General features: G+C 60.4%; 24 protein-coding genes and 1 tRNA gene. 11 read left to right on the forward strand and 14 right to left on the reverse strand.

Going from position 1 to position 23834, the window contains the following annotated elements; all coding sequences use genetic code 11:
- Positions 1-23 precede the first annotated feature (23 nt).
- Positions 24-986 (forward strand): lysylphosphatidylglycerol synthase domain-containing protein, encoded by a 963-nt coding sequence (locus DTW90_RS14580; RefSeq protein ID WP_149339593.1) that lies wholly within the window; start codon positions 24-26, stop codon positions 984-986.
- Between the two features lie 7 nt (positions 987-993).
- Here DTW90_RS14580 and DTW90_RS14585 read toward each other — a convergent pair whose 3' ends face one another.
- Genes DTW90_RS14585 through DTW90_RS14600 form a run of 4 tightly spaced genes read right to left on the reverse strand, consistent with a single transcriptional unit; the run spans position 994 to position 3336 of the window.
- Positions 994-2235, reverse strand: a complete 1242-nt coding sequence (locus tag DTW90_RS14585) for an RNA polymerase sigma factor (RefSeq protein WP_149339216.1) — start codon at positions 2233-2235, stop codon at positions 994-996.
- Positions 2236-2245: 10 nt separating this feature from the next.
- Entirely contained in the window at positions 2246-2605 is a 360-nt protein-coding gene (locus tag DTW90_RS14590; protein WP_149339218.1) for a YciI family protein, read from the reverse strand.
- Between the two features lie 3 nt (positions 2606-2608).
- Entirely contained in the window at positions 2609-2968 is a 360-nt protein-coding gene (locus DTW90_RS14595) for a YciI family protein (protein ID WP_149339220.1), read from the reverse strand.
- Between the two features lie 14 nt (positions 2969-2982).
- On the reverse strand, positions 2983-3336 hold the full coding sequence (locus DTW90_RS14600; RefSeq protein WP_149339222.1) for a YciI family protein: 354 nt from the start codon (positions 3334-3336) through the stop codon (positions 2983-2985).
- 165 nt (positions 3337-3501) lie between these two features.
- Here DTW90_RS14600 and DTW90_RS14605 point away from each other — a divergent pair, with 165 nt between their 5' ends.
- Positions 3502-3720, forward strand: coding sequence for a hypothetical protein (locus DTW90_RS14605; RefSeq protein ID WP_132517332.1), 219 nt, complete (start codon positions 3502-3504; stop codon positions 3718-3720).
- Positions 3721-3732: 12 nt separating this feature from the next.
- Here the strand turns inward: DTW90_RS14605 and amn are convergent, their stop codons facing one another.
- Positions 3733-5229: an AMP nucleosidase gene (gene amn / locus DTW90_RS14610; RefSeq protein WP_149339224.1), complete on the reverse strand. Its 1497-nt coding sequence runs from the start codon at positions 5227-5229 to the stop codon at positions 3733-3735.
- Between the two features lie 143 nt (positions 5230-5372).
- Positions 5373-5558 carry a hypothetical protein gene (locus DTW90_RS14615; RefSeq protein ID WP_132517328.1) on the reverse strand — a complete coding sequence of 62 codons (186 nt, stop codon included), beginning with the start codon at positions 5556-5558 and terminating at the stop codon, positions 5373-5375.
- 517 nt (positions 5559-6075) lie between these two features.
- On the opposite strand from DTW90_RS14615, the gene DTW90_RS14620 reads away from it, so the two are divergent.
- On the forward strand, positions 6076-6342 hold the full coding sequence (locus DTW90_RS14620; protein ID WP_132517326.1) for a sel1 repeat family protein: 267 nt from the start codon (positions 6076-6078) through the stop codon (positions 6340-6342).
- 144 nt (positions 6343-6486) lie between these two features.
- Here DTW90_RS14620 and DTW90_RS14625 read toward each other — a convergent pair whose 3' ends face one another.
- On the reverse strand, positions 6487-7599 hold the full coding sequence (locus DTW90_RS14625) for a pyridoxal phosphate-dependent aminotransferase (RefSeq protein ID WP_149339226.1): 1113 nt from the start codon (positions 7597-7599) through the stop codon (positions 6487-6489).
- A gap of 85 nt (positions 7600-7684) precedes the next feature.
- On the reverse strand, positions 7685-8080 hold the full coding sequence (locus DTW90_RS14630; RefSeq protein ID WP_132517322.1) for a PilZ domain-containing protein: 396 nt from the start codon (positions 8078-8080) through the stop codon (positions 7685-7687).
- Positions 8081-8383: 303 nt separating this feature from the next.
- Between DTW90_RS14630 and DTW90_RS14635 the strand changes: the two genes are divergently transcribed.
- A complete protein-coding gene (locus DTW90_RS14635) occupies positions 8384-8830 on the forward strand; it encodes a host attachment family protein (RefSeq protein ID WP_149339228.1) in 447 nt (148 codons plus the stop codon).
- Between the two features lie 61 nt (positions 8831-8891).
- On the opposite strand, the gene DTW90_RS14640 is transcribed toward DTW90_RS14635, so the two are convergent.
- A complete protein-coding gene (locus DTW90_RS14640) occupies positions 8892-9242 on the reverse strand; it encodes a hypothetical protein (RefSeq protein WP_149339230.1) in 351 nt (116 codons plus the stop codon).
- A 348-nt stretch (positions 9243-9590) separates the two neighbouring features.
- Between DTW90_RS14640 and DTW90_RS14645 the strand changes: the two genes are divergently transcribed.
- Together DTW90_RS14645 and DTW90_RS14650 are read left to right on the forward strand one after the other, a co-directional pair.
- A complete protein-coding gene (locus DTW90_RS14645) occupies positions 9591-10031 on the forward strand; it encodes a glyoxalase superfamily protein (protein WP_149339232.1) in 441 nt (146 codons plus the stop codon).
- A gap of 69 nt (positions 10032-10100) precedes the next feature.
- Entirely contained in the window at positions 10101-11468 is a 1368-nt protein-coding gene (locus DTW90_RS14650; RefSeq protein WP_149339234.1) for an MATE family efflux transporter, read from the forward strand.
- Between the two features lie 37 nt (positions 11469-11505).
- Here DTW90_RS14650 and iolB read toward each other — a convergent pair whose 3' ends face one another.
- The 5 genes from iolB to DTW90_RS14675 all read right to left on the reverse strand — a co-directional run bounded on the left by iolB (position 11506) and on the right by DTW90_RS14675 (position 18508).
- Positions 11506-12303 (reverse strand): 5-deoxy-glucuronate isomerase, encoded by a 798-nt coding sequence (iolB, locus tag DTW90_RS14655; protein ID WP_149339236.1) that lies wholly within the window; start codon positions 12301-12303, stop codon positions 11506-11508.
- A gap of 198 nt (positions 12304-12501) precedes the next feature.
- Entirely contained in the window at positions 12502-13419 is a 918-nt protein-coding gene (gene iolE / locus DTW90_RS14660; protein WP_149339238.1) for a myo-inosose-2 dehydratase, read from the reverse strand.
- A 163-nt stretch (positions 13420-13582) separates the two neighbouring features.
- Positions 13583-15433: a 3D-(3,5/4)-trihydroxycyclohexane-1,2-dione acylhydrolase (decyclizing) gene (iolD, locus tag DTW90_RS14665; protein ID WP_149339240.1), complete on the reverse strand. Its 1851-nt coding sequence runs from the start codon at positions 15431-15433 to the stop codon at positions 13583-13585.
- Positions 15434-15599: 166 nt separating this feature from the next.
- Positions 15600-17534 carry a 5-dehydro-2-deoxygluconokinase gene (gene iolC, locus DTW90_RS14670; protein ID WP_149339242.1) on the reverse strand — a complete coding sequence of 645 codons (1935 nt, stop codon included), beginning with the start codon at positions 17532-17534 and terminating at the stop codon, positions 15600-15602.
- Between the two features lie 98 nt (positions 17535-17632).
- On the reverse strand, positions 17633-18508 hold the full coding sequence (locus tag DTW90_RS14675; RefSeq protein ID WP_132517304.1) for a MurR/RpiR family transcriptional regulator: 876 nt from the start codon (positions 18506-18508) through the stop codon (positions 17633-17635).
- A 227-nt stretch (positions 18509-18735) separates the two neighbouring features.
- Here DTW90_RS14675 and DTW90_RS14680 point away from each other — a divergent pair, with 227 nt between their 5' ends.
- From DTW90_RS14680 to DTW90_RS14700, 5 genes are all read left to right on the forward strand, one after another.
- Complete coding sequence (locus DTW90_RS14680) at positions 18736-19854, forward strand: Gfo/Idh/MocA family oxidoreductase (RefSeq protein ID WP_149339243.1); 1119 nt, start codon at positions 18736-18738, stop codon at positions 19852-19854.
- A 165-nt stretch (positions 19855-20019) separates the two neighbouring features.
- On the forward strand, positions 20020-21237 hold the full coding sequence (locus DTW90_RS14685) for an FAD-dependent oxidoreductase (RefSeq protein ID WP_149339245.1): 1218 nt from the start codon (positions 20020-20022) through the stop codon (positions 21235-21237).
- 4 nt (positions 21238-21241) lie between these two features.
- Positions 21242-22045 (forward strand): HpcH/HpaI aldolase/citrate lyase family protein, encoded by an 804-nt coding sequence (locus DTW90_RS14690; RefSeq protein ID WP_149339247.1) that lies wholly within the window; start codon positions 21242-21244, stop codon positions 22043-22045.
- Between the two features lie 123 nt (positions 22046-22168).
- Positions 22169-22258 (forward strand) — tRNA-Ser (locus tag DTW90_RS14695).
- Positions 22259-22648: 390 nt separating this feature from the next.
- Positions 22649-23743 carry a porin gene (locus tag DTW90_RS14700; protein ID WP_132517296.1) on the forward strand — a complete coding sequence of 365 codons (1095 nt, stop codon included), beginning with the start codon at positions 22649-22651 and terminating at the stop codon, positions 23741-23743.
- Positions 23744-23834: the final 91 nt, after the last annotated feature.

Here is a 23834-nt window from a genome sequence, read left to right on the forward strand (position 1 = left end):
CGCTCGTGTTGGGCCTTAACTACATGAAGACTCCGATGGTTGCCAGCCGACAATCCTGGTTTATTCGCAACCGCATGATGCTGCTGACACTGGTCGTCGTCTTCGCCTATGCCGCATTCATTGAGTGGTTCTGGGGATGGAATTCCATCCTGGCGCAGTGGGCTGAAGTCGGCGTGGTCCCGATACTGGTTGCGCTGCTCCTGCTGACCAGCACCTATTTTCTTCGCACCTGGCGCTTCTATGACTATTTTCCGCGCGAAACGGCTGGCCATTATGGCACATTGTTCCGCGTCACGCAGATACACAATCTGCTGAACATCATGATGCCCTTTCGCACGGGAGAAACCAGCTTCCCCGTCCTGATGCGCTCCGAATTCGGCATCCCGCTGGCGCGGGCCACGTCGGCGCTCCTCGTCATGCGGCTTCTCGATCTTCACGCCTTGCTTGCTGCAGCGGGCGTCGGCCTTGCGATCGCGTCGCCTCATCGCATTCTTGCCTGGGTCGTCTGGCTCTGCTTCCTGCTGGTACCCGTCGCAGCCTTCGCGCTGAGACGACCGCTGATCCGGCTTGCTGCAAAGGTGCTGCCCGGCAAGGCGAAGGCGCTGGTGGACGAGATCGAGCGCGGCCTGCCGGCAGATGCCGCTGCCTTTGCGCGCGCGTGGATGACGACAATCGTGAACTGGCTGGTCAAGGTCGCAGTCCTCGCCTGGGCGCTTGGTCTGATGCAGGTGGCGCCCCTTGCGGCAAGCTTCGGCGGCGCGCTCGGGGGTGAATTGTCGTCGGTATTGCCGGTGCACGCGCCGGGCGGGGTCGGAACCTATCCAGCCGGCATTACAGCCGGTGCCATCGCCTTCGGCGCATCGCGGCAGAAGGAGGCGCTGGATATTCTAGCGCAGGCAAGCATCAATACCCACCTCCTGATCGTCGTTTCTGCCCTGACCGGCACGGCGCTGGCGCTTCTCGTGCCCAAGCGGAAAACGCGCTGATCCAGGGTTAGCCCTCTTTGCTTGCCGCAAGCTCTGCCAGTCGCCGCCGCAGGAAGGCCTGTTCGGAAGCCTGATGGCAAAGGCTTAATGCGCGCTCGTAGGCCTGTCGCGCCTCCTCGGTTCGGCCCAGCCGGCGCAGAAAGTCAGCCCTTGCGGAATGCGCAAGATGATATTTCTGGAGATCGCCGCGTTCCAGAATGGCATTCACGTGCCGCAAGCCGCTCGCCGGTCCCTCATGCATCGAAATCGCCACGGCCCGATTGAGCTCGACGATCGGCGAGCGCTGGATCTCGAGCAGGCGCCCGTAGAGATCTGCGATCCGGCTCCAGTCCGTGTCTTCCGGCCGCGCCGCACGGGCATGTTCCGCCGCGATCGCTGCCTGTAGCGTGTAGGGGCCAATCTCCCCGTTACGCAGGACATCGTCTGCCAATTCCAGCCCTTCGCGGATCATCTCCCTGTTCCAGAGCGAGCGGTTCTGATCCGACAGAAGGATGAGCTCGCCCTTCGCATCGGTTCGGGCAAACCGCCGCGAATCCTGCAGCAGCATCAGCGCCAGCAGGCCCGAGATTTCGGAGTGCTGCAGCAGGCCGGCGAGCGTCCGGCCAAGGCGGATCGCCTCCGAGGCCAGATCGGCCCTGATCAGCTCCTCGCCTGACGAGGCGAGATATCCCTCGTTGAAGACGAGATAGATCACGTGCAGCACTGCTCCCAGCCGGTCCGGTAAGGCGGCCTTGTCCGGCACCTCGTAGGGAAGGTTGGCCGTACGGATGCGGCTCTTTGCCCGCACGATCCTCTGTGCAATCGTCGGTGCAGGCACGAGGAAAGCGTGCGCGATCTCTTCCGTCGTCAGGCCGCAGATTTCCCGCAGCGCCATTGCCATCTGCGCGTCCCTCGGCAGGAGGGGATGGCAGCAGGTGAAGATCAGCCGCAGCATGTCGTCTTCGATCTCGTTGCCATCGATGCTCTGGATCATCTCGCCCTCCGGATAAAGGCTGTCGACGATATGTGCCTGCGAAGCGTCGAAACGCGCGCGACGCCGCAGCTGGTCGATGGCGCGAAAGCGGCCCGTCGACACCAGCCACGCATAGGGATTGGCGGGCAGGCCATCGACCGGCCATTGACGGGCGGCGGCCGCGAAGGCGTCGTGCAAGGCCTCCTCCGCACGGTCGAAATCGCCGAGCAGCCGGATCAGCGTCGCAAGCACGCGCCGCGACTGGGATCGGTAAACCTCCTCGATCACTGTCTCCAAACGGGATACCTCATTCCGGCAATGTTAGGAGTCGGACAGGCCGCAATTCCACTGCGCCATATCGGGCTGAAGGGATGCTGGCCGCGATCTCGCGTGCCTCGGCATCGTCTGCCGCCTCGATCACATAGAAACCGGCAAGATGCTCCTTGGTCTCGACATAGGGCCCGTCGGTGAGGGAAACATGTCCGTCGCGCACGCGTAGGACCGATGCCTTGTCGGGCATTTCAAGCGCGTCGGCATAAATCAATGCGCTGTTTTGCCGGAGCGTGTCGTCGAAGCTGAAATGCGCCTTGATCAGCGCGTCGGTTTCCGCAGATGTCAGCGTGCCGTCGGTATCGGCGGAATTATAGATGAGGCAGACATAACGCATGGCTCAACACTCCTCCTTGATCGAATAGGCGGGACGGACTTCTATTCTGCCATATCTGGCGACGGGGAAGGTGGCCGCAATGCAGATTGCCTCTTCCATGTCGCGGGCCTCGATCAGCACGAAACCACCGAGATGTTCCTTGATCTCCGCAAATGGGCCGTCGGTGACAGACATCTTGTCATCCCTGACGCTGACTGTCATCGCCGTGGAAGGTGCGCGAAGCGCCTGCGCTTCCAGGAGATGTCCGCTCGCTCGCAATCTGTCGTCGTTGACGATGGAGTCGGCGGTCAGCCGCTTGCCGTCCTCTTCGGAGATGTTGCTGATCTCGGCGGTATCGAACCAGACCTGGCAGAGAAATTTCATGATCGCCTCCCGGCTTACTTGTCGAAGGAATGGATCGGCCGGACTTCGATACTGCCCATCTTGGCAAGTGGGATGCCGCCGGCAATGCGGATCGCCTCATTGAGGTCCTTGGCATTGATCAGGATGAAGCCGCCGAGCTGCTCCTTGGTTTCGGCATAGGGACCGTCGGTCGCCAAGATCTCGCCATTGCGCATTCTGACTGTTACGGCCGAGCGTGGCGACTGCAGCGCTTCGGCGACGATCATATGCCCGCTCTCCACCAGTCGCTCGTCATAAGCCAACGAGTCCCGGTCCAGCGTCTCCTTCTCCTCCTTCGACATGGCTTCGAGCGTCGCGCTCTCGAACCAGACCTGACAAAGATATTTCATCGGATTCTCCTCCTTGCATCTGCTGACGGACATGGACGAACGGGCATCGGGCAAATCGACAGCCATCATGCCTTCACATTCGATTTTTTTCGATCATCGACTGCTGTCGAAAACGCGACTCCCCATTCGATAAGCTTCCGTCATGTCAAATGAGGAGAGACGCTCATGTACCCCTGGGGTTTCGCGCTGTTGCGACCGAGACGGTTGACGGAAGAAGAACTCATGCAGTCGGGAGAGATGAAAGGCCTCGGCTGGCGGCTTGCCATAGGCTTCGGGGTCTTTGCCCTTATGGTTGGGTCGCTGAACCTGGCCTATGAAAACAAAAACGATCGGCTGCAGGCAATTGCAGCCGATCGTTTGCAAGGTCCGTCCGACGCGGAATGAGCCGCGGCAGGTCTATTGGAAAGCGGTCTCGAAGAAGCTTCTGAGCTTGCGCGAGTGCAGCGCTTCCGTCGGCATGGCCGCCAGCTTCTGGATGGCGCGAATGCCGATCTGCAGATGCTGGTTGACCTGTGTCCGATAGAAGGCCGTCGCCATGCCCGGCAGCTTCAGCTCGCCGTGCAGCGGCTTGTCGGAAACGCAGAGCAGCGTGCCGTAGGGAACGCGGAAACGGAAGCCGTTGGCGGCAATCGTCGCCGACTCCATGTCGAGTGCAATGGCGCGCGCCTGGGAAAGCCGCTTCACAGGCCCTGCCTGGTCGCGCAGTTCCCAGTTGCGGTTGTCGATCGTGCCGACGGTGCCGGTACGCATGATCCGCTTGAGCTCGAAGCCCTCATAGCCGGTGATCTCGGCAACGGCCGCCTCGAGCGCCACCTGGACTTCGGCCAGCGCCGGGATCGGCACCCAGACCGGCAGATCGTCGTCGAGCACGTGATCCTCGCGCATATAGGCGTGAGCCAGCACATAGTCGCCAAGGCGCTGGCTGTTGCGCAGGCCGGCGCAATGGCCAAGCATCAGCCAGGCATGCGGGCGGAGCACAGCAACGTGGTCGGTGATCGTCTTGGCGTTGGAAGGGCCGACGCCGATATTGATCATCGTGATCCCGGCATGGCCCTTCTTCTTGAGGTGATAGGCAGGCATCTGCGGCAGCCGCGAAAGCACGGCATCCGTCTCCGGCTGGCTGGAGCCGGCCTTGGTGACGATGTTGCCGGGTTCGACGAACTCGGTGTAGCCGTCGCCGCCATCCGCCATCAGCTTGCGGGCCCAGCTGCAGAATTCGTCGATGTAGAACTGATAGTTCGTGAACAGCACGAAATTCTGGAAGTGCGCGGCACTCGTCGCCGTATAGTGCGCGAGGCGGGCAAGCGAGTAGTCGATGCGCTGCGCTGTAAAGGGGGCAAGCGGCGAGGGCTCGCCCGGCGGCGGGATATATTCGCCGTTGGCGATTTCGTCGTCCGTGGTGTTGAGGTCGGGCGTATCGAAGATATCGCGCAGGGGGATATCGACGAAGGCCGAAGCCGAGGCCTCGACATGCGCACCTTCGCCAAAGGCAAAGTGCAGCGGGATCGGCGTTGCCGATTCCGAAACCACGACGGGCACATTGTGGCTGCGGATCAGCAGCGCCAGCTGTTCTTCCAGGTAATGCCGGAAAAGCTTCGGCCGTGTGATCGTCGTCGTATAGACGCCGGGAGCCGTGACGTGACCATAGGAGAGGCGGGAGTCGACATGGCCGAAGCTTGTCGTCTCGATGCTGACCTGCGGATAAAAGGCGCGGTAGCGCTGCTCGATCGGCGCGCCCTTCGCCAGCTCAGTGAAGCTGTTGATCAGGAAAGCGGTGTTGCGCTCGTAAAGCTCTATGATGACCTCAACGGCCTTTGCGGGGTCGTCGAAGCTTTGCGGATGAAATGCTGGTGGCGAGGAGATGTCGAGTAAAGAAGAGATTCGTTTTGTCATGGCGCATTATAGAGGGTTGTCCTTGACAAGCAAACGACGCGAAGGTGCCCAAAGGAAGATTTCGTCGCTATTTTCGAGCGGATTTGCTCGGATTGGACGGAAATTAGTCTGCTACCCGCTGATTCTTACTGGCCCGCCGGTTTTTACTGGATTGTCGTGCAATATGGGCTTCCCTGCTGCACGCAGGTGAAGCTGGCGCCGAAATGCGACTGTGCCCCGCTGCGGCCGCCATATTGAACGGCAGTCGAAAACGTGAATGCGAAGATCGCACCAAACAGCATGATAATTACCAAACGCCGCGCCATGACGACCATACTCGTGTCCTGCATCTGAACCTGCCCCATCGTTGACGCAGTTTTGACACGGTTGGGCTGAACCGATGCTGAGAGGCGGGTTCATCGGGCGTTCAGCTTTATGAATAGCGGGAGCGACCGAACATCGGATCGACGCGAGGCGCTTAAGCGGCGGAAGCGCGAGCCCGAAAAGGCAGGATTTGTGGGGCTTTCGATGGGAAGAAAATAACATCGGCTCGAACGAGAGCTGATTTTAAGGTGAATAATCCGTTTAAATCCAAGTCTGAATTTTTCGTAAAAGTCTCGCAAAAGTCCTTAATTTGCAAGGGATGTGATGTTTAACAAAAACCCAAGTTTACCAAGCATTTGCACTTTGTTTGCATCGAATTAATCATGCATTTTAGGCGTTTTTTGAAAGCCGTCTGCGATAGTGAAGCCATCAAACGAGCGGGGCAAACCCGCCGCCCGGAAGGACAAAAAGCTGCGATAGACAGCGCGGTCCGGAAGGTAAGACAGGGTAGTAACCAACAGGCTGAAACAGGGATTAAAACCAATGGCACGCTTCGAAATGACGACTTCTGAAATGGCCACCATGGGTGGCGACAATAACGCCGACGTCTTCTGTGAAATGGGTCTGATGTACGCAACCGGCCGCGGTTGCGACATCGATCTCGTCGCCGCGCACAAATGGCTCAACATCGCCGCCATCAAGGGCAGCGATCGTGCGGCCGAACTGCGTGCCGACGTCGGTGCTACGCTCTCCAAGATGGAACTGGCTGCTGCCCTTCGCGCCGCTCGCGAATGGATGACGATGCACTGAGGCAACTCAGCGCAGTTCAACGAGACTCCAGAAATAACAACCTCAAAAGAGGGGGAAGCGGCCGCAATCCGGACAGGGGCGGCGGCCATATGAAAGAACCGCGACCGGTCGAAACAAGGCCGGCGCGGTCTTTTCGTTTATGCGCTATCGAAGCGTGCCCAGCACTTTCGGCAGGGCTTCGGCAAAGAGATCGAGATCGCGATCCGGCCCCACGCTGACACGGATGCAGCGGTTGAGCGGCGCCACTCCGGGCATGCGGATGAAGACGCCGTGCTGGATAAGCCCGTCGACGATGGCTTTCGCATGGACCCCGTCGCGGCCGCAATCGATGGTCACGAAATTGGTTGCGGAGGCGAGCGGCGAAAGCCCGTTGTCGCGAGCGATCCTCCCGATGCGCTCGCGCGCCGCATGGATGCGGTCGATGACGTCTTTCAGATAGGCCTTGTCCTTCAGCGCCGCGAGTGCCGCAACGGTCGAGAGCCGGTTCATGCCGAAATGATTGCGGATCTTGTCGAAGGTCAGAACCGTCTCCGGCGTGCCGATGACATAGCCGACGCGAGCGCCCGCAAGGCCGTAGGCCTTGGAGAAGGTGCGGGTGCGCAGCACGTTCGGCATATCGATCAGGTCGGAGATTGCGGGCACGGAACTTGCCGGACCAGTCTCGCAATAGGCTTCGTCGAGCACCAGAAGCGTGGTTTCCGGCAATGCCCGCGCGAAAGCTACGACCTTATCGGCATCCCACCAGCTTCCCATCGGGTTGTCGGGATTGGCGAAATAGACCAGCGGCGCGTTTTCGCGTTTGACGGCATCCAGCAGCCCTTCAATGTCCTCGTGGTCATCGACGTAGGGAACGGTGACCAGCCGGCCGCCGAATCCGGCGACGTGGAAATTGAAGGTCGGGTAGCCGCCCAGCGAGTTTACGACAGGCGTGCCCGGCTCGACCACCATGCGGACGATCAGGCCGAGCAGTCCATCGACGCCTTCGCCGACGCAGACATTGGCCGGTTTGACCCCGAGATGGGCGGCCAGTGCCTGCTTCAGCGCAAAGTTTTCCGGATCGTTATATTTCCAGATATCGCCGGCTTCTTCGCGCATTGCCTGCAGCACCGAGGGCGCCGGGCCGAAGCCGTTTTCATTGGCGCCGATGCGGGCCTGGACGGTCAGGCCACGCTGGCGTTCCAGCGCTTCCGGACCGACGAAAGGAACTGTGGAGGGCAGGGCGCTGATCAGCGGCGTGATGCGCGAGAAGGCGGACATTCTGACTGTTTTCCCGGACTGTTTGCAAGACGCACGCACAATAGGCGCTTGCATCGACGTTGCAACAGTCCGAGTGATCCTGGCGTCAGTGCCTGCGAATACCGCGCGCCGCCATTGCCTCCGTATTGCCGATCATGAAATCGGCGCGGACGACGAGGCGGAGCGTCTCTGGAGTTAGCAGATTGATGAAGCGGACCGTGACCCTGTTGTCGCTGCGATGCTTCTCCGCGCAACCGATACGATAGGCAAGGCCGAGAATATTGAGATAGTAATGCTGCGACAGCCCGACAGTCGTGCCGACGACGAATGTGGCGCCGCCTTGGGAGATGTCGATGATCTCTGCGCTACGAATGGAAACCCCTGTCAGGCAGGGCCGCACCGCGACGAGGCGTGCAGGCCGCTGCACATAGAAGCGCTCCCATTGGTGCTCATAAACTTCGGATTTGACCTTAGCCAGATGCGTTGCGCGAAGCATAGTCATTCCTCGTTGTCGATCGAACTGATTTCGATCCTACACCGGCGAGGCTTGCACGAAGGTTTTGTGCTTTCGTCAACGAGAACGTTAGAATTTTAGAAACTCCGTGATTTGTGAGGGGTCCCGCTCGCGGTCTCTCACCGTCTGCTCTGCAGGGTTGCCGTGTCGGAGTGCCCCATCAACGCTGGAGCGCAGGCGCAGGTAAAATGCTGCCACATTTCTTCGAACCCTCCGCGCTGTCGGACGTTAGTCCATGGTGAGATGGCACATCGCAAGGATGCGCCGAACAAACATTGCGAGGACAGAACAATGGATAGGATCACGGTTCCGTGGAAGTCGTGGGTGGTGGTTTGCGATGGTGCCAAAGCGTTGATTTTGCAAAACGCCGGCGACGCCGAACTGCTGAACCTGCAGGTGCACGAAACCCTGACGCAACCGAACGAGGCGGACCGGGAGATCGGAACCGACAAGCCGGGCCGGTCGCATGCCGCGGATGGCATGAGCGGCAGTGCCGTCGAAGAGATCAGTTGGCACGATCAGGCAGAAGAGCAGTTTCTGAAGGAGGTTGCCACAAGGCTGGACGAACTGGTGCATGAGAAGGAGGCAAAGCGGATCGTGATCGTAGCGCCACCGAAGGCGCTCGGCGCCTTGCGCGCGAATTTTAGTGCCGACGTACAGGCTGCGATATCAGTGGAGGTCCCGAAAGACCTGACGAATTTCCCCATCGATCAGATCGAGCGGCATCTTGCAGCCTGACATCCCCTGCTAAGCTGAAAAACAAGGCGTGGTCCGCTTGGGCGGGCCGCGCCTTTGCCGTTCAGTGACTGGTCTCGAAGTCCAGCCGCAGGACATGATGCAGGAATTCCGGATTGAGCAGCATGTTGAAGCTGATGGTCGCCATGGCGCCGTCGCGCTTGACGAGCGTGGAGCCGATTTCGTCCTTGATGCCGAGAATTTCGAGGAAGAAGTGGTTGGGCACTTCGATCCCGGAATTGACCTCTATGACAGCGCCCGAAAGCGAGATCGTGCGAATGAGGCAGCGAATCTGCTGGCTGGTGCTGAGATGATGGCCGATGAGGATGATGCCCCCGGGACGGTCGATGGAGAATTCTTCCAATGCGCGTTCGGGCTGGGGATGCTGCGTGTCGAGGTGCGTCTGAAAGGGCATGTTACCCTCCGCTGTTTTTATGGGATCAGAATAGGACATGATTGTTTAGAAAGCCCGACCTTGATCACTCAAATGCAAGATATTGTTGCACAATTTTTGTGGCCGGTGTCGGAAAAACAGGCAGATGAGCCATCCCAAGGTGAGCAAATGGCTCATCCTGAGCTGAATTGACATTGCCCGCTATTTCACGCATATCACCTGTCGGTTCAAGGCACCTGCCGCTCGCGGACGAAGAGTCCATGGTGAAGCCTTGTTGAGACACGTCACAGCCAATCCGATGCATGCTGACTGTTGGTAATGCGAGCTCCCTGCGAAGTCGAAATGGCATGCCTTGAAAGGCCAGAATCCGTGACGACTCTCTATCCCTCCATCGACGACCTCAAGGCGCAGGCCAAGCGTTTGCGCCAGGCCATGACCGATCGCGGCACGCCCGTATCGCATAGCGCCGCACTTGAACTCTTGGCGCAGCAACATGGCGCGCGCGACTGGAACACGCTGTCGGCGCTCGCCGCCAAGCCCAACACGCCGCCGGCAAGCCGAATTTCGGTCGGCGCAGAGATCCGGGGCCGCTATCTCGACCAACCCTTCACCGGCAAGGTGCTCGCCCTGCAGGAACTTTCAGGCAGCGGCCAATACAAGATCACCATCCACTTCGACGAGCCCGTGGATGTGGTGACCTTCGAGAGCTTTTCGGCCTTCCGCCAGCGCATCAACGCCCAGATCGACGAGAACGGCATTTCGCCGCGCAAGACGTCGAATGGTGTGCCGCATCTGGTGCTCGACCTCTAATTGCGTCAACCTGTGGTTTTCGTCGACCATCTCGCTTTCGCGGGAGGCCGATTACATGGATTTCATAAAATGAGAGACGATCCCGAACAGAATAGCTTTCTCACCGGTCCGCTGCCGCAGGTCTTTGCCCGCACGGCAGCGCCGATTATCCTGATCACCACGATCAGCGGTTTTTTCGCCGTGGTCGATGCCTATTTCCTGGGAGCCTATGTCGGGCCGGATGCGCTTTCGGCCGTCACCCTGATCTTCCCCGGCCTGATGGTGATGGTGGCACTGCAGTCGCTGGTGTCGAACGGCATGGCGAGCATCCTGGCGCGCCAGCTCGGCGCCGGGCATCGTGAGGCTGCCCGCCAGACCTTCGCCGCTGCCCATGTCCTTGCTATCCTTGTTATATCAGCGCTGAACGCCGTTTATTGGCTGATCGGTCCCGCCATCATAGAGGCGGCGGCTGCGGGAGATGGCCGGGTCGCGGCCTATGCCGGGCAGTTCATGGCGGTCATGATCGCTTCCTCGCCGGTCGCCTTCTTCCTGTCGCTCAACATCGATGCGCTCCGATGCGAGGGACGGATCGGCTTCATGACGATGGTCACGCTCGCCTCGACGCTGCTCAACATCCTGGCGAACTGGTTCCTCATCGCCGTCATGCATTGGGGCGTTGCCGGCTCCGCCATCGGCACCGTTGCCGCGCAGGCGATCTGCCTTGCCGCCGTCCTGTTTTTCCGCTGGCGACATGCCGCTGCACTTCGCCCCATCAGGACATTCCATCCGCGCGAATGGCAGGCGATCATCGCGCTTGGCGCGCCGATGAGCCTCGGCTTCATCGGCATCTCGCTGGGGTCGGCGGCGGTCATCTTCAACCTGTCGCTCTTCGAAAGCGCGAACTATGTCGCGACCGTCGGCGCCTACGGCATCATCACCCGCATCATGACCTTCGCCTACCTGCCGCTGCTCGGTCTCAACATCGCCTTCCAGACGATCTGCGGCAATAATTTCGGCGCAGGGCGAATGGACCGCGTCGGGCGGAGCGTGCAGATTGCGCTTCTGTCGGCCCTCATCTATTGCGCCGCCGTAGAGCTATCAGTCGAAAGTCTTGCGACCCGGCTGGGCGCTATCTTCGTTGCCGATCCCGTCCTTATCGCCGAGGTTTCGCGCATCCTGCCCTGGACGGTCGGCGCCTATTTCCTGTTCGGCCAGATGATCGTGCTGTCAGGCTATTTCCAGGCGATCGGTGATGCCAAGAGGGCAGCCATATTCGGCCTGTCGCGGCCCTATGTCTTCATACTGCCGCTGACCTTCCTGCTGCCGCGTATCTTCGGCGAAATCGGCATCTGGATGGTGCCGGTCTTTGCGGAATGCGGCATGCTGGTCATCGCCGCGACGGTGCTCTCGCGCCTCGCGAAGGCACGCGGCTGGCGGTATGGTTTGTTGCCGGCCTGAAAGAAAGCCGCGCCTGCTCGGCGCGGCAACTCATTCATCAAGCCTTCAGCAGCCACTCATGCTCGACGGCATTGTGGAATTTCCAGATGCGCTTCGGCCCGGCCATGACGTTGAGATAATAGAGATCATAACCGTGGCAGGCGGCGCAGGGGTGATATCCCTTGGGCACCAGCGTCACGTCGCCGTCTTCCAGCGCCATCACTTCGTCGAGCGAGCGGTCGTCCGTATAGACCCGCTGGAAGCCGAAACCCTGCGGCGGGTTCAGGCGATGGTAATAGGTCTCTTCCAAAAAACTCTCGTTCGGCAGGTCGTCCTGATCGTGCTTGTGCGGCGGATAGGACGAGGTGTGCCCGCCCGGCGTGATCACTTCCACGACAAGTAGCGAGTGCGCCGAACCGTCATCCTCCGGCATGATATTGTTGACGTGGCGTACATTCGTGCCCTTGCCGCGTGTCAGCGCGGGATGCGTCCCCGGCGGGATCGCCTTCGCCTCATAGCTGCCGCCGCCCGGCGCCGAGCAGACCGCAAGCTCGAGATCCGTCTCGGCGATGACTGTCCATGTCGATTCCATCGGGATGTAGAGCGCATGCGGCGCTCCGTCGAACGGGTTCATGCGTTCGCCAAGCAGGCCGAAATCCCGCGTGCCCGCCTTCGCCGTGCCCTTGCCGCTGACCCAGACGAGGCAGACCTCGCGCTCGCCCGTCTCGCCCGACACGGTTTCGCTTGCTTTCAGCCGATGCATGTCGAAACCCACATAGGTCCAGCCGGCATTTTCCGGAGTGACATGCGTGACGCGGCCATAGGCGCCGGATGGTCTTACCTTGAGGTTTGGCATGGGTGTTTCTCCTCAGTTGTTTCGAGAAATTCCCCTCCCCAACCCCTCCCCACAAGGGGGAGGGGCCAACCCGCTGCACTGTCTGCATTCCCGCAGATACGTCGCATTCAGCAGGAGGCCCGAATTTGGCGAGAGGGCGCCGCGCATTAAGTCCCTCCCCCTTGTGGGGAGGGGTTGGGGAGGGGGCTTGTTACCCTATCACCCCTTCGGAAACCCTTCCGTCTCCACCGTATAGCCGGCAGCCGTCATCACCCGCATCAGTTCCGCATGGCCGATCTCGGCCATTTTCTGCGGCGGCGCCTTGCGCGGATCCTGCTCGGCCTCGACCACGAACCAGCCCTCATAGCCGTAATCGGCGAAACGCTTGACGATCGCGCCGAAATCGAGCGAGCCGTCGCCCGGCACGGTGAAGGCGCCGAGCGCCACTGCGTCGAGGAAGGATTGCCTGCTGCGATCCAGCCCATCGATGACCGGCTGGCGGATATCCTTGACGTGGACATGGTTGATGCGGGCATGGTGATTGTCGATGGCGCGCAGCACGTCGCCGCCGGCAAAGGCGAGGTGCCCTGCGTCCAGCAGCAGCGGAATGCCGGCGCCTGAGTTGCGCATGAAGGCATCGAGTTCCGGCTCCGTCTCGACGACCGCGGCCATGTGATGATGGTAGGAAAGCGGCATGCCCTGATCGGCGCACCATTCGCCGAATTCGGTGACGCGGCGGCCATAGGCCTTCATCTCGTCGTCCGAAAGACGCGGCTTGGTGGCAAGCGGCTTCGAGCGGTCGCCCTGGATCGAGCGGCCGACTTCGCCATAGACGATGCAGGGCGCGTTGACCGCCCTAAACAGCTCAATCATCGGCGCGATGCGGTCCTTGTTGGCGGCCAGCTCTTCATTGACGAGCGTGCCCGAGAACCAACCGCCGCAGAGCGTGACATCGGCCGCGCGCAGGATCGGCAGCATCTCGGCCGGATTGTTGGGAAAGCGGCGCCCCTGTTCCATGCCGGTAAAGCCCGCGTTCCTGCTTTGACGCAGGCATTCCTCAAGCGAGACGTCGTCGCTGAGTTCGGGAAGATCGTCGTTCCACCACGCGATGGGCGACATGCCGAGTTTGGCCTTCATTGCTATTTCTCCTCGTCATTCTCTCAAATCAGTGAGCGCGGCCCCCTCATCCGGCTGCCGCCACCCGGGGACGAGCCACCGGTCTCGTCCCGTCCTTCGGACCCCGTGGGGAGAAGGTGCCCGAAGGGCGGATGAGGGGGCTCCTTGCGCTAACGCTATCCATTTAGCCGATTTTCTGCGCCATCAGCGCCTTCTCATAGGCCGCACGGGCCTTGTTGACCTCATCGCGAGGACTAACCTCGGGCACGGTGACATCCCACCAGTGGCCGCCTTCATCCGTGGTGATGAGCGGATCGGTGTCGATGACGATGACGGAGCTGCGGTCGTTCTTCTTCGAAGCCTCGATCGCCTGTTCCAGCTCCGAAATCGAGGAGACCTTGACTGCAACCGCACCCATTGCAGCGGCATGTGCCCGGAAGTCGATCTCCGGCATGATCTCGTGGCGGGCATCCTTCAGCAGATTATTGAAGTTGGCCCCGCCGGTCGCCATCTGCAGCCGGTTGATGCAGCCATAGCCTCTGTTATCGAGCAGGACGACCGTGATCTTGAGGCCGAGCATGACTGATGTCGCCAGCTCGGAATTCAGCATCATGTAGGAGCCGTCGCCGACCATGACGACGACGTCCTTGTCCGGCCGCGCCATCTTGGCGCCGAGCCCGCCTGCGATCTCGTATCCCATGCAGGAAAAGCCGTATTCCATGTGGTAGCTGCCCGGCGCGGTGGCCGGCCACAGCTTGTGCAATTCGCCCGGCAGGCCGCCGGCGGCGCAGAGCAGGATCGTATTCTCGCCACCGATCGTGCGCGACACAGCGCCGATGACCTGCGCATCCGAGGGCAGGGCGGCATTGGTCGGCGCCATCGCCTTGGCGGCGGCATCCATCCAGACCTTCTTTTCGCTCGCGGCCTTCTCAGAGAGCGCTGGCCATGCCTTCCAGCCGGAGAGGCCGGCGGACAGGGCCTTGAGCCCCTCGCGGGCATCGGTCACCAAGGGGTGACTATTGTGCTTTACGGCATCATAGGCGGCGATATTGAGCCCGATCATCTGAAGCTTTTCGTTCTTGAAGAGCGCCCAGGAACCTGTCGTGAAATCCTGGCAGCGCGTGCCGACCGCGATCACAAGATCGGTTTCCTCGGCAATCGCATTGGCGGCTGAGGTTCCCGTCACGCCGACGGAGCCGAGCGCCAGCGGATGGCGTTCGTCGATCGCTGACTTGCCGGCTTGGGTAACGACAACGGGAATGCCGTGCGTTTCAGCAAAGCTCGTCAGCTCCTTGGTCGCCTGCGAATAGAGCACGCCGCCGCCGGCGATTATCACGGGCCGTTCGGCCTTGCGGATCAAGACGATGGCGTTGGCCAACTCATCGGCGTCAGGCTGCGGCCGGCGATGCGTCCAGACATGCTCGGCAAAGAAGCTCTCGGGATAGTCGAAGGCTTCGGCTTGGACATCCTGGCAAAGCGCCAGCGTGACGGGGCCGCAATCCAGAGGATCGGTCAGAACTTGCATGGCCCGCTTCAGCGCCGACATGATCTGCTCCGGCCGTGTGATCCGGTCGAAATAGCGCGAGACGGAGCGGAAGGCATCGTTGGCGGAAACCGTGCCGTCGCCGAAATCCTCGATCTGTTGCAGCACCGGATCGGGAGCGCGATTGGCAAAGACGTCGCCGGGCAGGAAGAGGACGGGGATGCGGTTGACATGCGCAACACCCGCTGCGGTGATCATGTTGAGCGCACCCGGACCGATCGAGGTCGTGCAGGCCATGAAGCGCCGGCGGAAGCTCGCCTTGGCATAGGCGATTGCGGCATGCGCCATGCCCTGTTCATTGTGGGCGCGATAGGTCGGGAGCTCCTCGCGAACCTGGTAGAGCGCTTCGCCCATGCCCGCGACGTTGCCGTGACCGAAGATCGCCCATACGCCGCCGAAGATCGGCACGGTCTTGCCGTCGATCACGGTCATCTGCTTGGCGAGGAAGTGTGCGACGGCCTGCGCCATCGTCAGTCTGATCGTCTTGCCCATCGGGTCCTCCCGAACCTTCACTCTATTTGCCTTAACCTCCCCTTTGAGGGGGGGAGGTCGCGCGGAACGCGCGGGTGGGGGTGACACGCCTCAACGTATGAGATCGCGGCAGATCACCCCACCCCTCGCTTCGCTCGACCCTCCCCCTCAAGGGGAGGGTAAATTCTCAATTCAAACCGCGCGTCCTAAGCCACGCTTCCGTCAAATGCCTGAAGCGCCCAGCCATATCTGATATCGCCTCTTCGTCGTTCATGCCGCCAGCCATCCAGCTCCGCGCCGCATCCGCAAAGATCGTGCGGCCGACGGCAAAACCCTTGACCGAGGGTGCGGCGAGCGTCGCCTCGAAGCCTTTCAACAATTCCTCCGCCGGCGCCTCCAGGCCGAGCAGCACGATACCGCGGCACCATGGATCATTTTTGGCAATCACGGCATCGATTTTTTTCCAGGCCGCTGCCGAGGCCTGCGGCTCCAGCTTCCACCAGTCCGGCTTGATGCCGAGGGCATAGAGTTCTTCCATGGCGGTCGAAACGGTGTCGTCGGTCAGAGGCCCGTTCTTGCTGGAAATGATTTCGACCAGCAGCTCGCGGCCGACCTTGCGCGCCGCTTCGAAAAGCGTGCGCAGCTTTTCCTGCTGTTCGAGCTTGAGATCCGCCGGATCGTCGGGATGATAGAAGCAGAGACATTTGATGCAATGGTTCGTCGGCCATTCCACCAGCTGTGAGCCGATGTCCTGGCTGAATTCGAAGCGCAGCGGCTTCGAGCCCGGCAGTTCCACCGGACGACCGATCCAGGAAAAGTTCTTGGTTGCGGCATCGAAAAAGGCGTCGCGGCCGAAGCGTTCGTCGATCAGCATGCCGTAGCCTTCGCGGCCATCGGCGACGCGCGCGGCGGCCTCGACGGCCAGCCGCTTGAAGGCGGCGATTCGCTCATAAGGCACGTTGAGTTCGTCGCAGACGCTGACGAGCTGCGAGCGGTGGTCGATCGCCAGCGCCATCAGCAGCGGAATCTCGTCTCGACGGGTCGAAGCCCAGTGGATGTGGTTGATCGTCTCGTCCTTGCGCAGCGCCCGGTGCTTGCTTCCCTTGGTCAGGAAGAAGTCGAGTTCCGCCCAGGTCGGATATTCCGGCGCGCAGAGCAGGCGGGAGACCGCGAAGGCGCCGCAGGCATTCGCCCATGTGGCGCAGGTCTTCAAGGGTTCGCCCTTCAGCCAGCCGCGCAGGAAGCCGGACATGAAGGCGTCGCCCGCGCCGAGTACGTTGAAGACCTCGATCGGAAAGCCCTGGCCGACAATGCCATCCTCGAGATTGTCGGAAATCGGCCCGTCATAGACGATGCAGCCCATGGCGCCGCGCTTCAGCACGATCGTTGCCGATGACAGGCGGCGGATTTCCTTGAGCGCGCTAAGTACGGTGTCGGCGCCCGAGGCGATCAGGATTTCCTCTTCCGTGCCGACGATGAGATCGCAGTCCGGCAGCGTCGCCTTCATCTTCTCAGTAACCCGGTCGGATTTGACGTAGCGCTCGAAGCCTTCCGCATGGCCGGCAAGGCCCCAGAGGTTTGGGCGGTAGTCGATGTCGAAGATCACCTTGCCGCCATTGGCCTTGATGATGCGGATTGCCTTGCGCTGCGCGGCCTCGGTATTCGGCTTGGAGAAATGCGTTCCCGATACCAGCACGGCACCCGACGAGCGGATGAAGCTCTCGTCTATATCCTCCTCGCAAAGCGCCATGTCGGCGCAGTCGCTGCGGTAGAAGATCATCGGCGAAACGCCTTCCGCCTCGACGGCCAGCAGCACCAGTGCCGTCAGCCTCTCCTTGTCCGTGACGATTCCATCGGTCGCGACACCTTCGCGCGCCGCCTGCTCGCGGATGAAGCGGCCCATCTGTTCGTCGCCGACACGCGTGATCAGACCCGATTTGAGCCCCAGCCGCGCCGTGCCGATCGCAATGTTCGACGGGCAGCCGCCGACGGATTTGGCAAAGCTGGCAATATCCTCAAGTCTCGAGCCGATTTGTTGACCGTAGAGATCGACGGAGGAACGGCCGATGGTGATCACATCGAGGGTCGGCTCCGGCGAGGAGCCGGGATTGGATGGCGCCATGATGTCCTCCCGTAAAGATCGCGGCAGACATCTCCCGGTGTCTGCATCTGGTTGGCATAATGAAACATTGGTTCCGATATTTTGTCAATTCGGAATATTTATTCCATTTTCCGCGCAGTGTGTTTTGTGCCGGAACGTTTGCGCCGCCGTTCGGCAATGGCAACAGGCAGGGCCATGGTGAGCGCCATGGACGCCGAGAGCGAGCGGAAGCCGGCAAAATCCGCCTCGGCAATCTCGAACCAATGCGTGGCGCAGGCGGCAAGCGGCGAGAAGGCCGAATCGGTAATCGCGATCACGGGAACCCCGCGGTTCGCCAGCTCCTGGCTTTGAACAAGGCTATCGGCCGCATAGGGGGAAAAACTGGCGGCAATTGCCGCGTCCTTAGGCGTCGCGAACTGCACCAGCTCGGGATCGACACCGTTGGGCGAGGCGACGATCTGGTGGCGGATATTCAGCTTCGAGAAGGCGTAGGTCATATGCGCCGTCAGCGGATAAGAACGCCGCTTGGCGATCAGATAGATGGTTTCTGCCGCCGCCAATATGTCGACCGCCCTTGCGAAAGTGTCGGTCTCGACGGTTGCGGCCAGCCGGTTGATCGATTGGCTCGCTGCCGTAATGAAGCCGGAAAGAAGATTGGCATCCTCGTCCTCGCCGCCAGCCTCTTCCAGGGAAATCAGCCGCTCTTCATAGCTCAGTGTCCGGTCACGCAGGCGTTCGCGAAATATGCTCTGCAGATCGGAAAAGCCCTCATAGCCCAAGTGATGGGCCAGTCGCACAAGCGTTGAGGGTTGCACATCGGAGGCCGCCGCGATGCTGGCTGTCGTGCCGAAGGCTATTTCGTCGGGGTTGCTGAGGGCAAAGGCTGCGACCTGCGCAAGCCGCTTCGGCATCGCATTCTTTCGCTCGATGATGGTGCTGCGCAGGCTCTCGAAATCACGCGGCACCTTCGGCTGTGCCTTTACCTCATTATCCATCGCTGGCCCTTCGCGAATTTCATCCATCAATGAAATAAACATTCCATATTTTGACCATAGCGGATTTCGACGGTCACAGCACGAATATTTTTAAGTCTATGAATCGTCGTGATTAATCGCGAAATCCGGGCGCTTTGCGCCATCGACGCGATGAATCCCATCTTGTAAAAACGGTCCAAATATTCCAAAAATCGCATTAAAGCGGAGAGGGCTTGAGGAGGATATGCATGAAACCGTTGGGCGTTGGGCTGATCGGGACCGGTTACATGGGCAAATGCCATGCGCTGGCCTGGAATGCTGTAAAGACCGTCTTCGGCGACGTGGAGCGCCCAAGGCTCGTCCATCTCGCCGAAGCCAACGCGGAACTCGCAGCGGCACGTGGCTCCGAATTCGGCTTCGAGAAGGCAACAGCCGATTGGCGCGCCCTCATCGCCGACCCTGAGGTCGATGTCGTCTCGGTCACCACACCGAATCAGTTTCACGCTGAAATGGCGATTGCTGCCTTGGAGGCCGGCAAGCATGTCTGGTGCGAGAAGCCGATGGCGCCTTCCTATGATGCCGCCGAACGCATGCTTAGAGCTGCCAAGGCCTCGGGCAAGGTCGCTGTTCTCGGCTACAACTATATCCAGAACCCGATCATGCGGCACATCAAACAGCTGATCGGCGAGGGAGCGATCGGCTCCGTCAACCACGTCCGTGTCGAGATGGACGAGGATTTCATGGCCGATCCGGAGGCGCTCTTCTATTGGAAGAGCGAGCTGTCTTCCGGTTATGGCGCGCTCGATGATTTCGCCGTTCATCCGCTGTCGCTGCTCTGGTTCCTCTTCGGCCATGTCGAGGCTGTCATCACGGATATGCTGAAGCCCTACGCGGATCGTCCTTTGAAGGAAGGCGGTCGTCGAGCGGTCGAGAATCACGATGCGGCAAGCGTGCTGATGCGGCTCGGCGGCGGCATCTCCGCTGTTTTGATGGCGAACCGCGCCGCCTGGGGTCGCAAGGGCCGAATCGCCCTGCAGATCTACGGCTCGAAGGGTTCGATCGCCTATGATCAGGAGCGGATGAACGAATTCGAACTCTATCAGGCGGACGGACGAGGAACGGAACAGGGCTTCCGCAAGATATTGGCGGCACCTGACCACCATCCCTATGAGCGTTTCATTCCCGCACCCGGTCACGGCCTCGGCTTCAACGATCTGAAGATCATCGAATGCCACGAACTGATCCATGCCATTTCGGGTAAGCCTTCATCGACGGTCGATTTTGCCAACGGGCTGCGCATCGAAAAATCCGTCCATGCCATGGCGCAATCCTTCCAGGAGAGGCGATGGATCGAGATCGCGGGTTGATTTTCAGCTGGCCGGCTAATTGCTTATTGCCCTTGGCCATCCCCATCCTACCTTACAACTCGCCCATGGTTGACGCCTTCCCGGAGAGGCGTTACGCCTGCCAGCAATGAGGGAGAAAGGTGCGCCGAAGGGCGAAACCTCTCCTTATATATAGGAGTGCGGATCGTGACGGGCAGGTTGGTGATCGTCGGGGCAGGGCAGGCGGGTTTTGCGCTTGCTGCGAAACTGAGGGCGCTGAAGGACACGCGGCCGATCACCATCATCGGCGCCGAGGATTGTCTTCCCTACCAGCGTCCGCCGCTCACCAAGAAATATCTCCTTGGCGAAATGAGCTTCGATCGACTGCTGTTCCGGCCCGAGCACTGGTATGCCGATAATGATGTCGAGATTCGCCTCTCCACCTGGGTCGAGCAGATCAACCGCGACAAGAAAATTGTGATCACCCAAGATGGCTCCCGGCTGGAATATGAGACGCTGGCGCTTGCGACAGGCTCGACGCCGCGCAGCCTGCCGGCTGCCGTCGGCGGCGATCTCGACGGCGTCTATGTCGCCCGTGACAAGCGCGATGCCGATCTCCTGGCCGGTGAAATGCGGGCGGGGCGCCGAGTCCTTATAATAGGCGGCGGCTATATCGGTCTGGAAGCGGCGGCCGTTGCCCGCCATCGCGGCCTCGAGGTCACCGTCATCGAAATGGGCGATCGCATCTTGCAGCGTGTCGCCGCCAAGGAAACGGCCGATATCATGCGCGTGATCCATCAGGACCGCGATGTGGTCATCCGCGAAAAGACCGGGTTGAAACACCTTGTCGGCCGCAATGGCCGCGTCGCCGCCGCCGAGCTCTCCGATGGTTCGACGATCGAGGTCGATTTCGTCATTGTCGGTATCGGTGTCGTGCCGAACGATCAACTCGCCAAGGAAGCGGGTCTCGAGGTCGCAAACGGCATTGTCGTCGATTCGCTTGCCCGCACGTCGGATCCAGCAATCTATGCGGTCGGGGATTGTGCGGCATTGCCATGGAACGGCGAGCGAATTCGCCTGGAATCGGTGCAGAATGCTGTCGACCAGGCAGAGGCTGCCGCCGCAATCATCGCCGGCGGCAATGAAGCCTATGACCCAAACCCCTGGTTCTGGTCGGATCAGTACGACGTCAAACTGCAGATCGCCGGCTTCAACCAGGGTTATGATTCGACGCTGCTGCGCGCCGGCTCTCGCGAAGGCTCGGCCTCCGTCTGGTATTTTAGGGAGGGCAAGCTGATCGCCGTCGATGCGATCAACGACGCCCGTGCCTATGTAACCGGCAAGAAACTGTTGGAAACCGGCCTCAATCCGGACCGTGCCGTCCTTGCCGACCCCGCCTCCGATCTCAAAAGCTTGCTTGGATAAGCCCATGACCCTTCCGCCGAATGGCTTCAAGGCCGCATTGCGCGACCGCCGCCCGATCATTGGACTTTGGCTGGCCATGGCCGATGCCTATGCCGCCGAACTCGCAGGCTATGCCGGTTTCGACTGGCTCGTCGTCGACGGCGAGCACGGCCCGAATGATCTCCGCAGCATCATGGCGCAGCTCCAGGCGCTGCAGGGATCGCCGTCCGAAGTGGTGGTTCGCCTGCCGGTCGGCGAAACCTGGATGATCAAGCAGGCGCTGGATATCGGCGCCCGTTCGCTGCTGATTCCCATGGTCGATTCTGCCGAACAGGCGCAGGCGCTGGTCCGCGCCGTCAGATATCCGCCCGATGGCATCAGAGGCATGGGCGCAATGATCGCGCGTGCATCGCGTTTCGGTACCGTCGCCGACTATGCGGAGAGAGCCAAAGACGACATCTGCCTGGTCGTTCAAGCCGAAACTCGCGCTGCGATGGCCGATATCGAACGAATCGCTGCGATCGACGGCATCGATGGTGTCTTCATAGGTCCGGCCGATCTGGCTGCGGACATGGGCTTTCCCGGCAATCTCGGCGCGCCTGAGGTCCAGGCGGCCATAGAAAAGGGAATCGCTGCTATTTTGAAGGCCGGCAAGCCCGCGGGTATCCTGACCTTCGACGAAAAGCTCAATCGCCGCTATCTGGAGCTTGGCGCGAGTTTCGTGGCTGTCGGAGCGGATGTGGCCGAATTCTCGGCAGCGCTCCAACGCCTTTCCAGCCGTTACCGGCAGGCGGACGTCAACGAAGATCGGACACCGCCCAGCTATTGATCGGATATTGCCCAACCAAAGCAGCTTCGCGCCCTCTCGTCTAAGGTCGCTTTTGGGGAAATTTATCAGCCGGCAAATTGCAACTTGATTATCCCGGCGAATGGCCCTATCAGGGCTCCCACCGGAGAGGTGGCCGAGTGGTCGAAGGCGCTCCCCTGCTAAGGGAGTATACCCGAGAGGGTATCGTGGGTTCGAATCCCATCTTCTCCGCCATTCTTGTTTCCCGGACATTTCAGCCTTTCAACTGAGCTTGATCTCTTACCGGGCTAATTTCATTCCAGACAGAATCCTGCCCTCGAAGGGCAACCGGACGCGCCGCGCAAGTGCGGGCTAACGCATGCCATCCTCCTCAATCTTAAGGGAATATAAAGAAGTCGCCCCGCCGCGATCACGGTTTGTGTGCTTTTTGCAACATCGCGCGCACTTGTGCCCTGTAGAACACTCAGTCCGCCTTAGTACATATTGCAATAGGCTGATCATAAGGTCACAAATCATACGCGAAGCTTAGTGCTTCGTCTGTTTAGGGAACTAGGACTGGGATGGGGGGGACGCGTCGCTCTGACGCGAATTCTCATGCCCAATCGACACCAGATTGGAGTTAAAATGAACATCAAGAGCCTTCTTCTCGGCTCCGCTGCTGCACTCGCAGCAGTCTCCGGTGCTCATGCAGCCGACGCCGTCGTCGCTGCGGAGCCGGAGCCACTCGAATACGTTCGCATCTGCGACGCATACGGCGCTGGCTACTTCTTCATCCCGGGCACCGAAACCTGCCTCAAGATCGGCGGCAAGGTTCGTACCGAAGGCGAATGGTATGACGCCTACAATCCGAACAGCCGGGTTGGTACCAAGTGGCATACCCGCGCCGAGTTGAACGTCGACACCGCGACCGACACTGAATGGGGTCCGTTGAAGACGGAAACCATCGTTCGTTGGGACTGGAACGACGGCGGCTCCACCAGCACCAACTTGCTGTGGTCCTACATCAGCCTCGGTGGCTTCCTCGTCGGTAAGACGGACTCTCAGTATAACCAGTGGATCGGTTATGCCGGCGACGTCATCAACGACGACGTGATCTATGACGGTCCGTACGAACTGAACCAGTTGACCTACAGCTACGACAGCGGCACCGGTTTCACCGGCGTGATCTCGCTGGAAGACAGCAACTCCACATCCACGGATTCGGCTTCCTACGGTGCCGGCTGGTGGACTGACGACAAGGAAAACCACTACGCTCCTGACGTTGTCGCGGGTCTCGGCTATAAGGTCGATAACTTCGGCTTCAAGGTTGTCGGCGGTTACGACTCGATCGTTGAAGAAGGCGCCATCAAGGCTCGTATCGACGCCAAGTTCGGCGGCGTGGAAGCCTTCTTGATGGGTGGCTGGAACACGGACGGCGACAAGCTGAACAAGTACGCCGGCACCAACCAGGATCGCTCGGCTTGCCCGGCCGACCGTCCCGAGCTTTGCGGCTGGGGTGACTGGGCTCTGTGGGGTGGCGTTGGCGTTCCGTTCAACGACAAGCTGAAGTGGAACCTGCAGCTGGCCTACACGGACTCCAAGATCTTCGAAGCCACGACGAACCTGAAGTTCAACCCGGTCAAGAACCTGCTCGTCGAGCCGGAACTGACCTACGTCCATTACGACTCGATCAACGACGATACCGTTGCCGGTATCCTCCGCTTCGAGCGCAACTTCTGACCTGATTAGATTGACCTCCAATCAGAGAAGAGAGAAGGCCCGGTTTCCCTCCGGGCCTTTTTTCCGTCGCTTATCTACCTAGTCCCAACTG

It is taken from the genome of Neorhizobium sp. P12A, assembly GCF_008365395.1.
Lineage (GTDB): Bacteria > Pseudomonadota > Alphaproteobacteria > Rhizobiales > Rhizobiaceae > Rhizobium.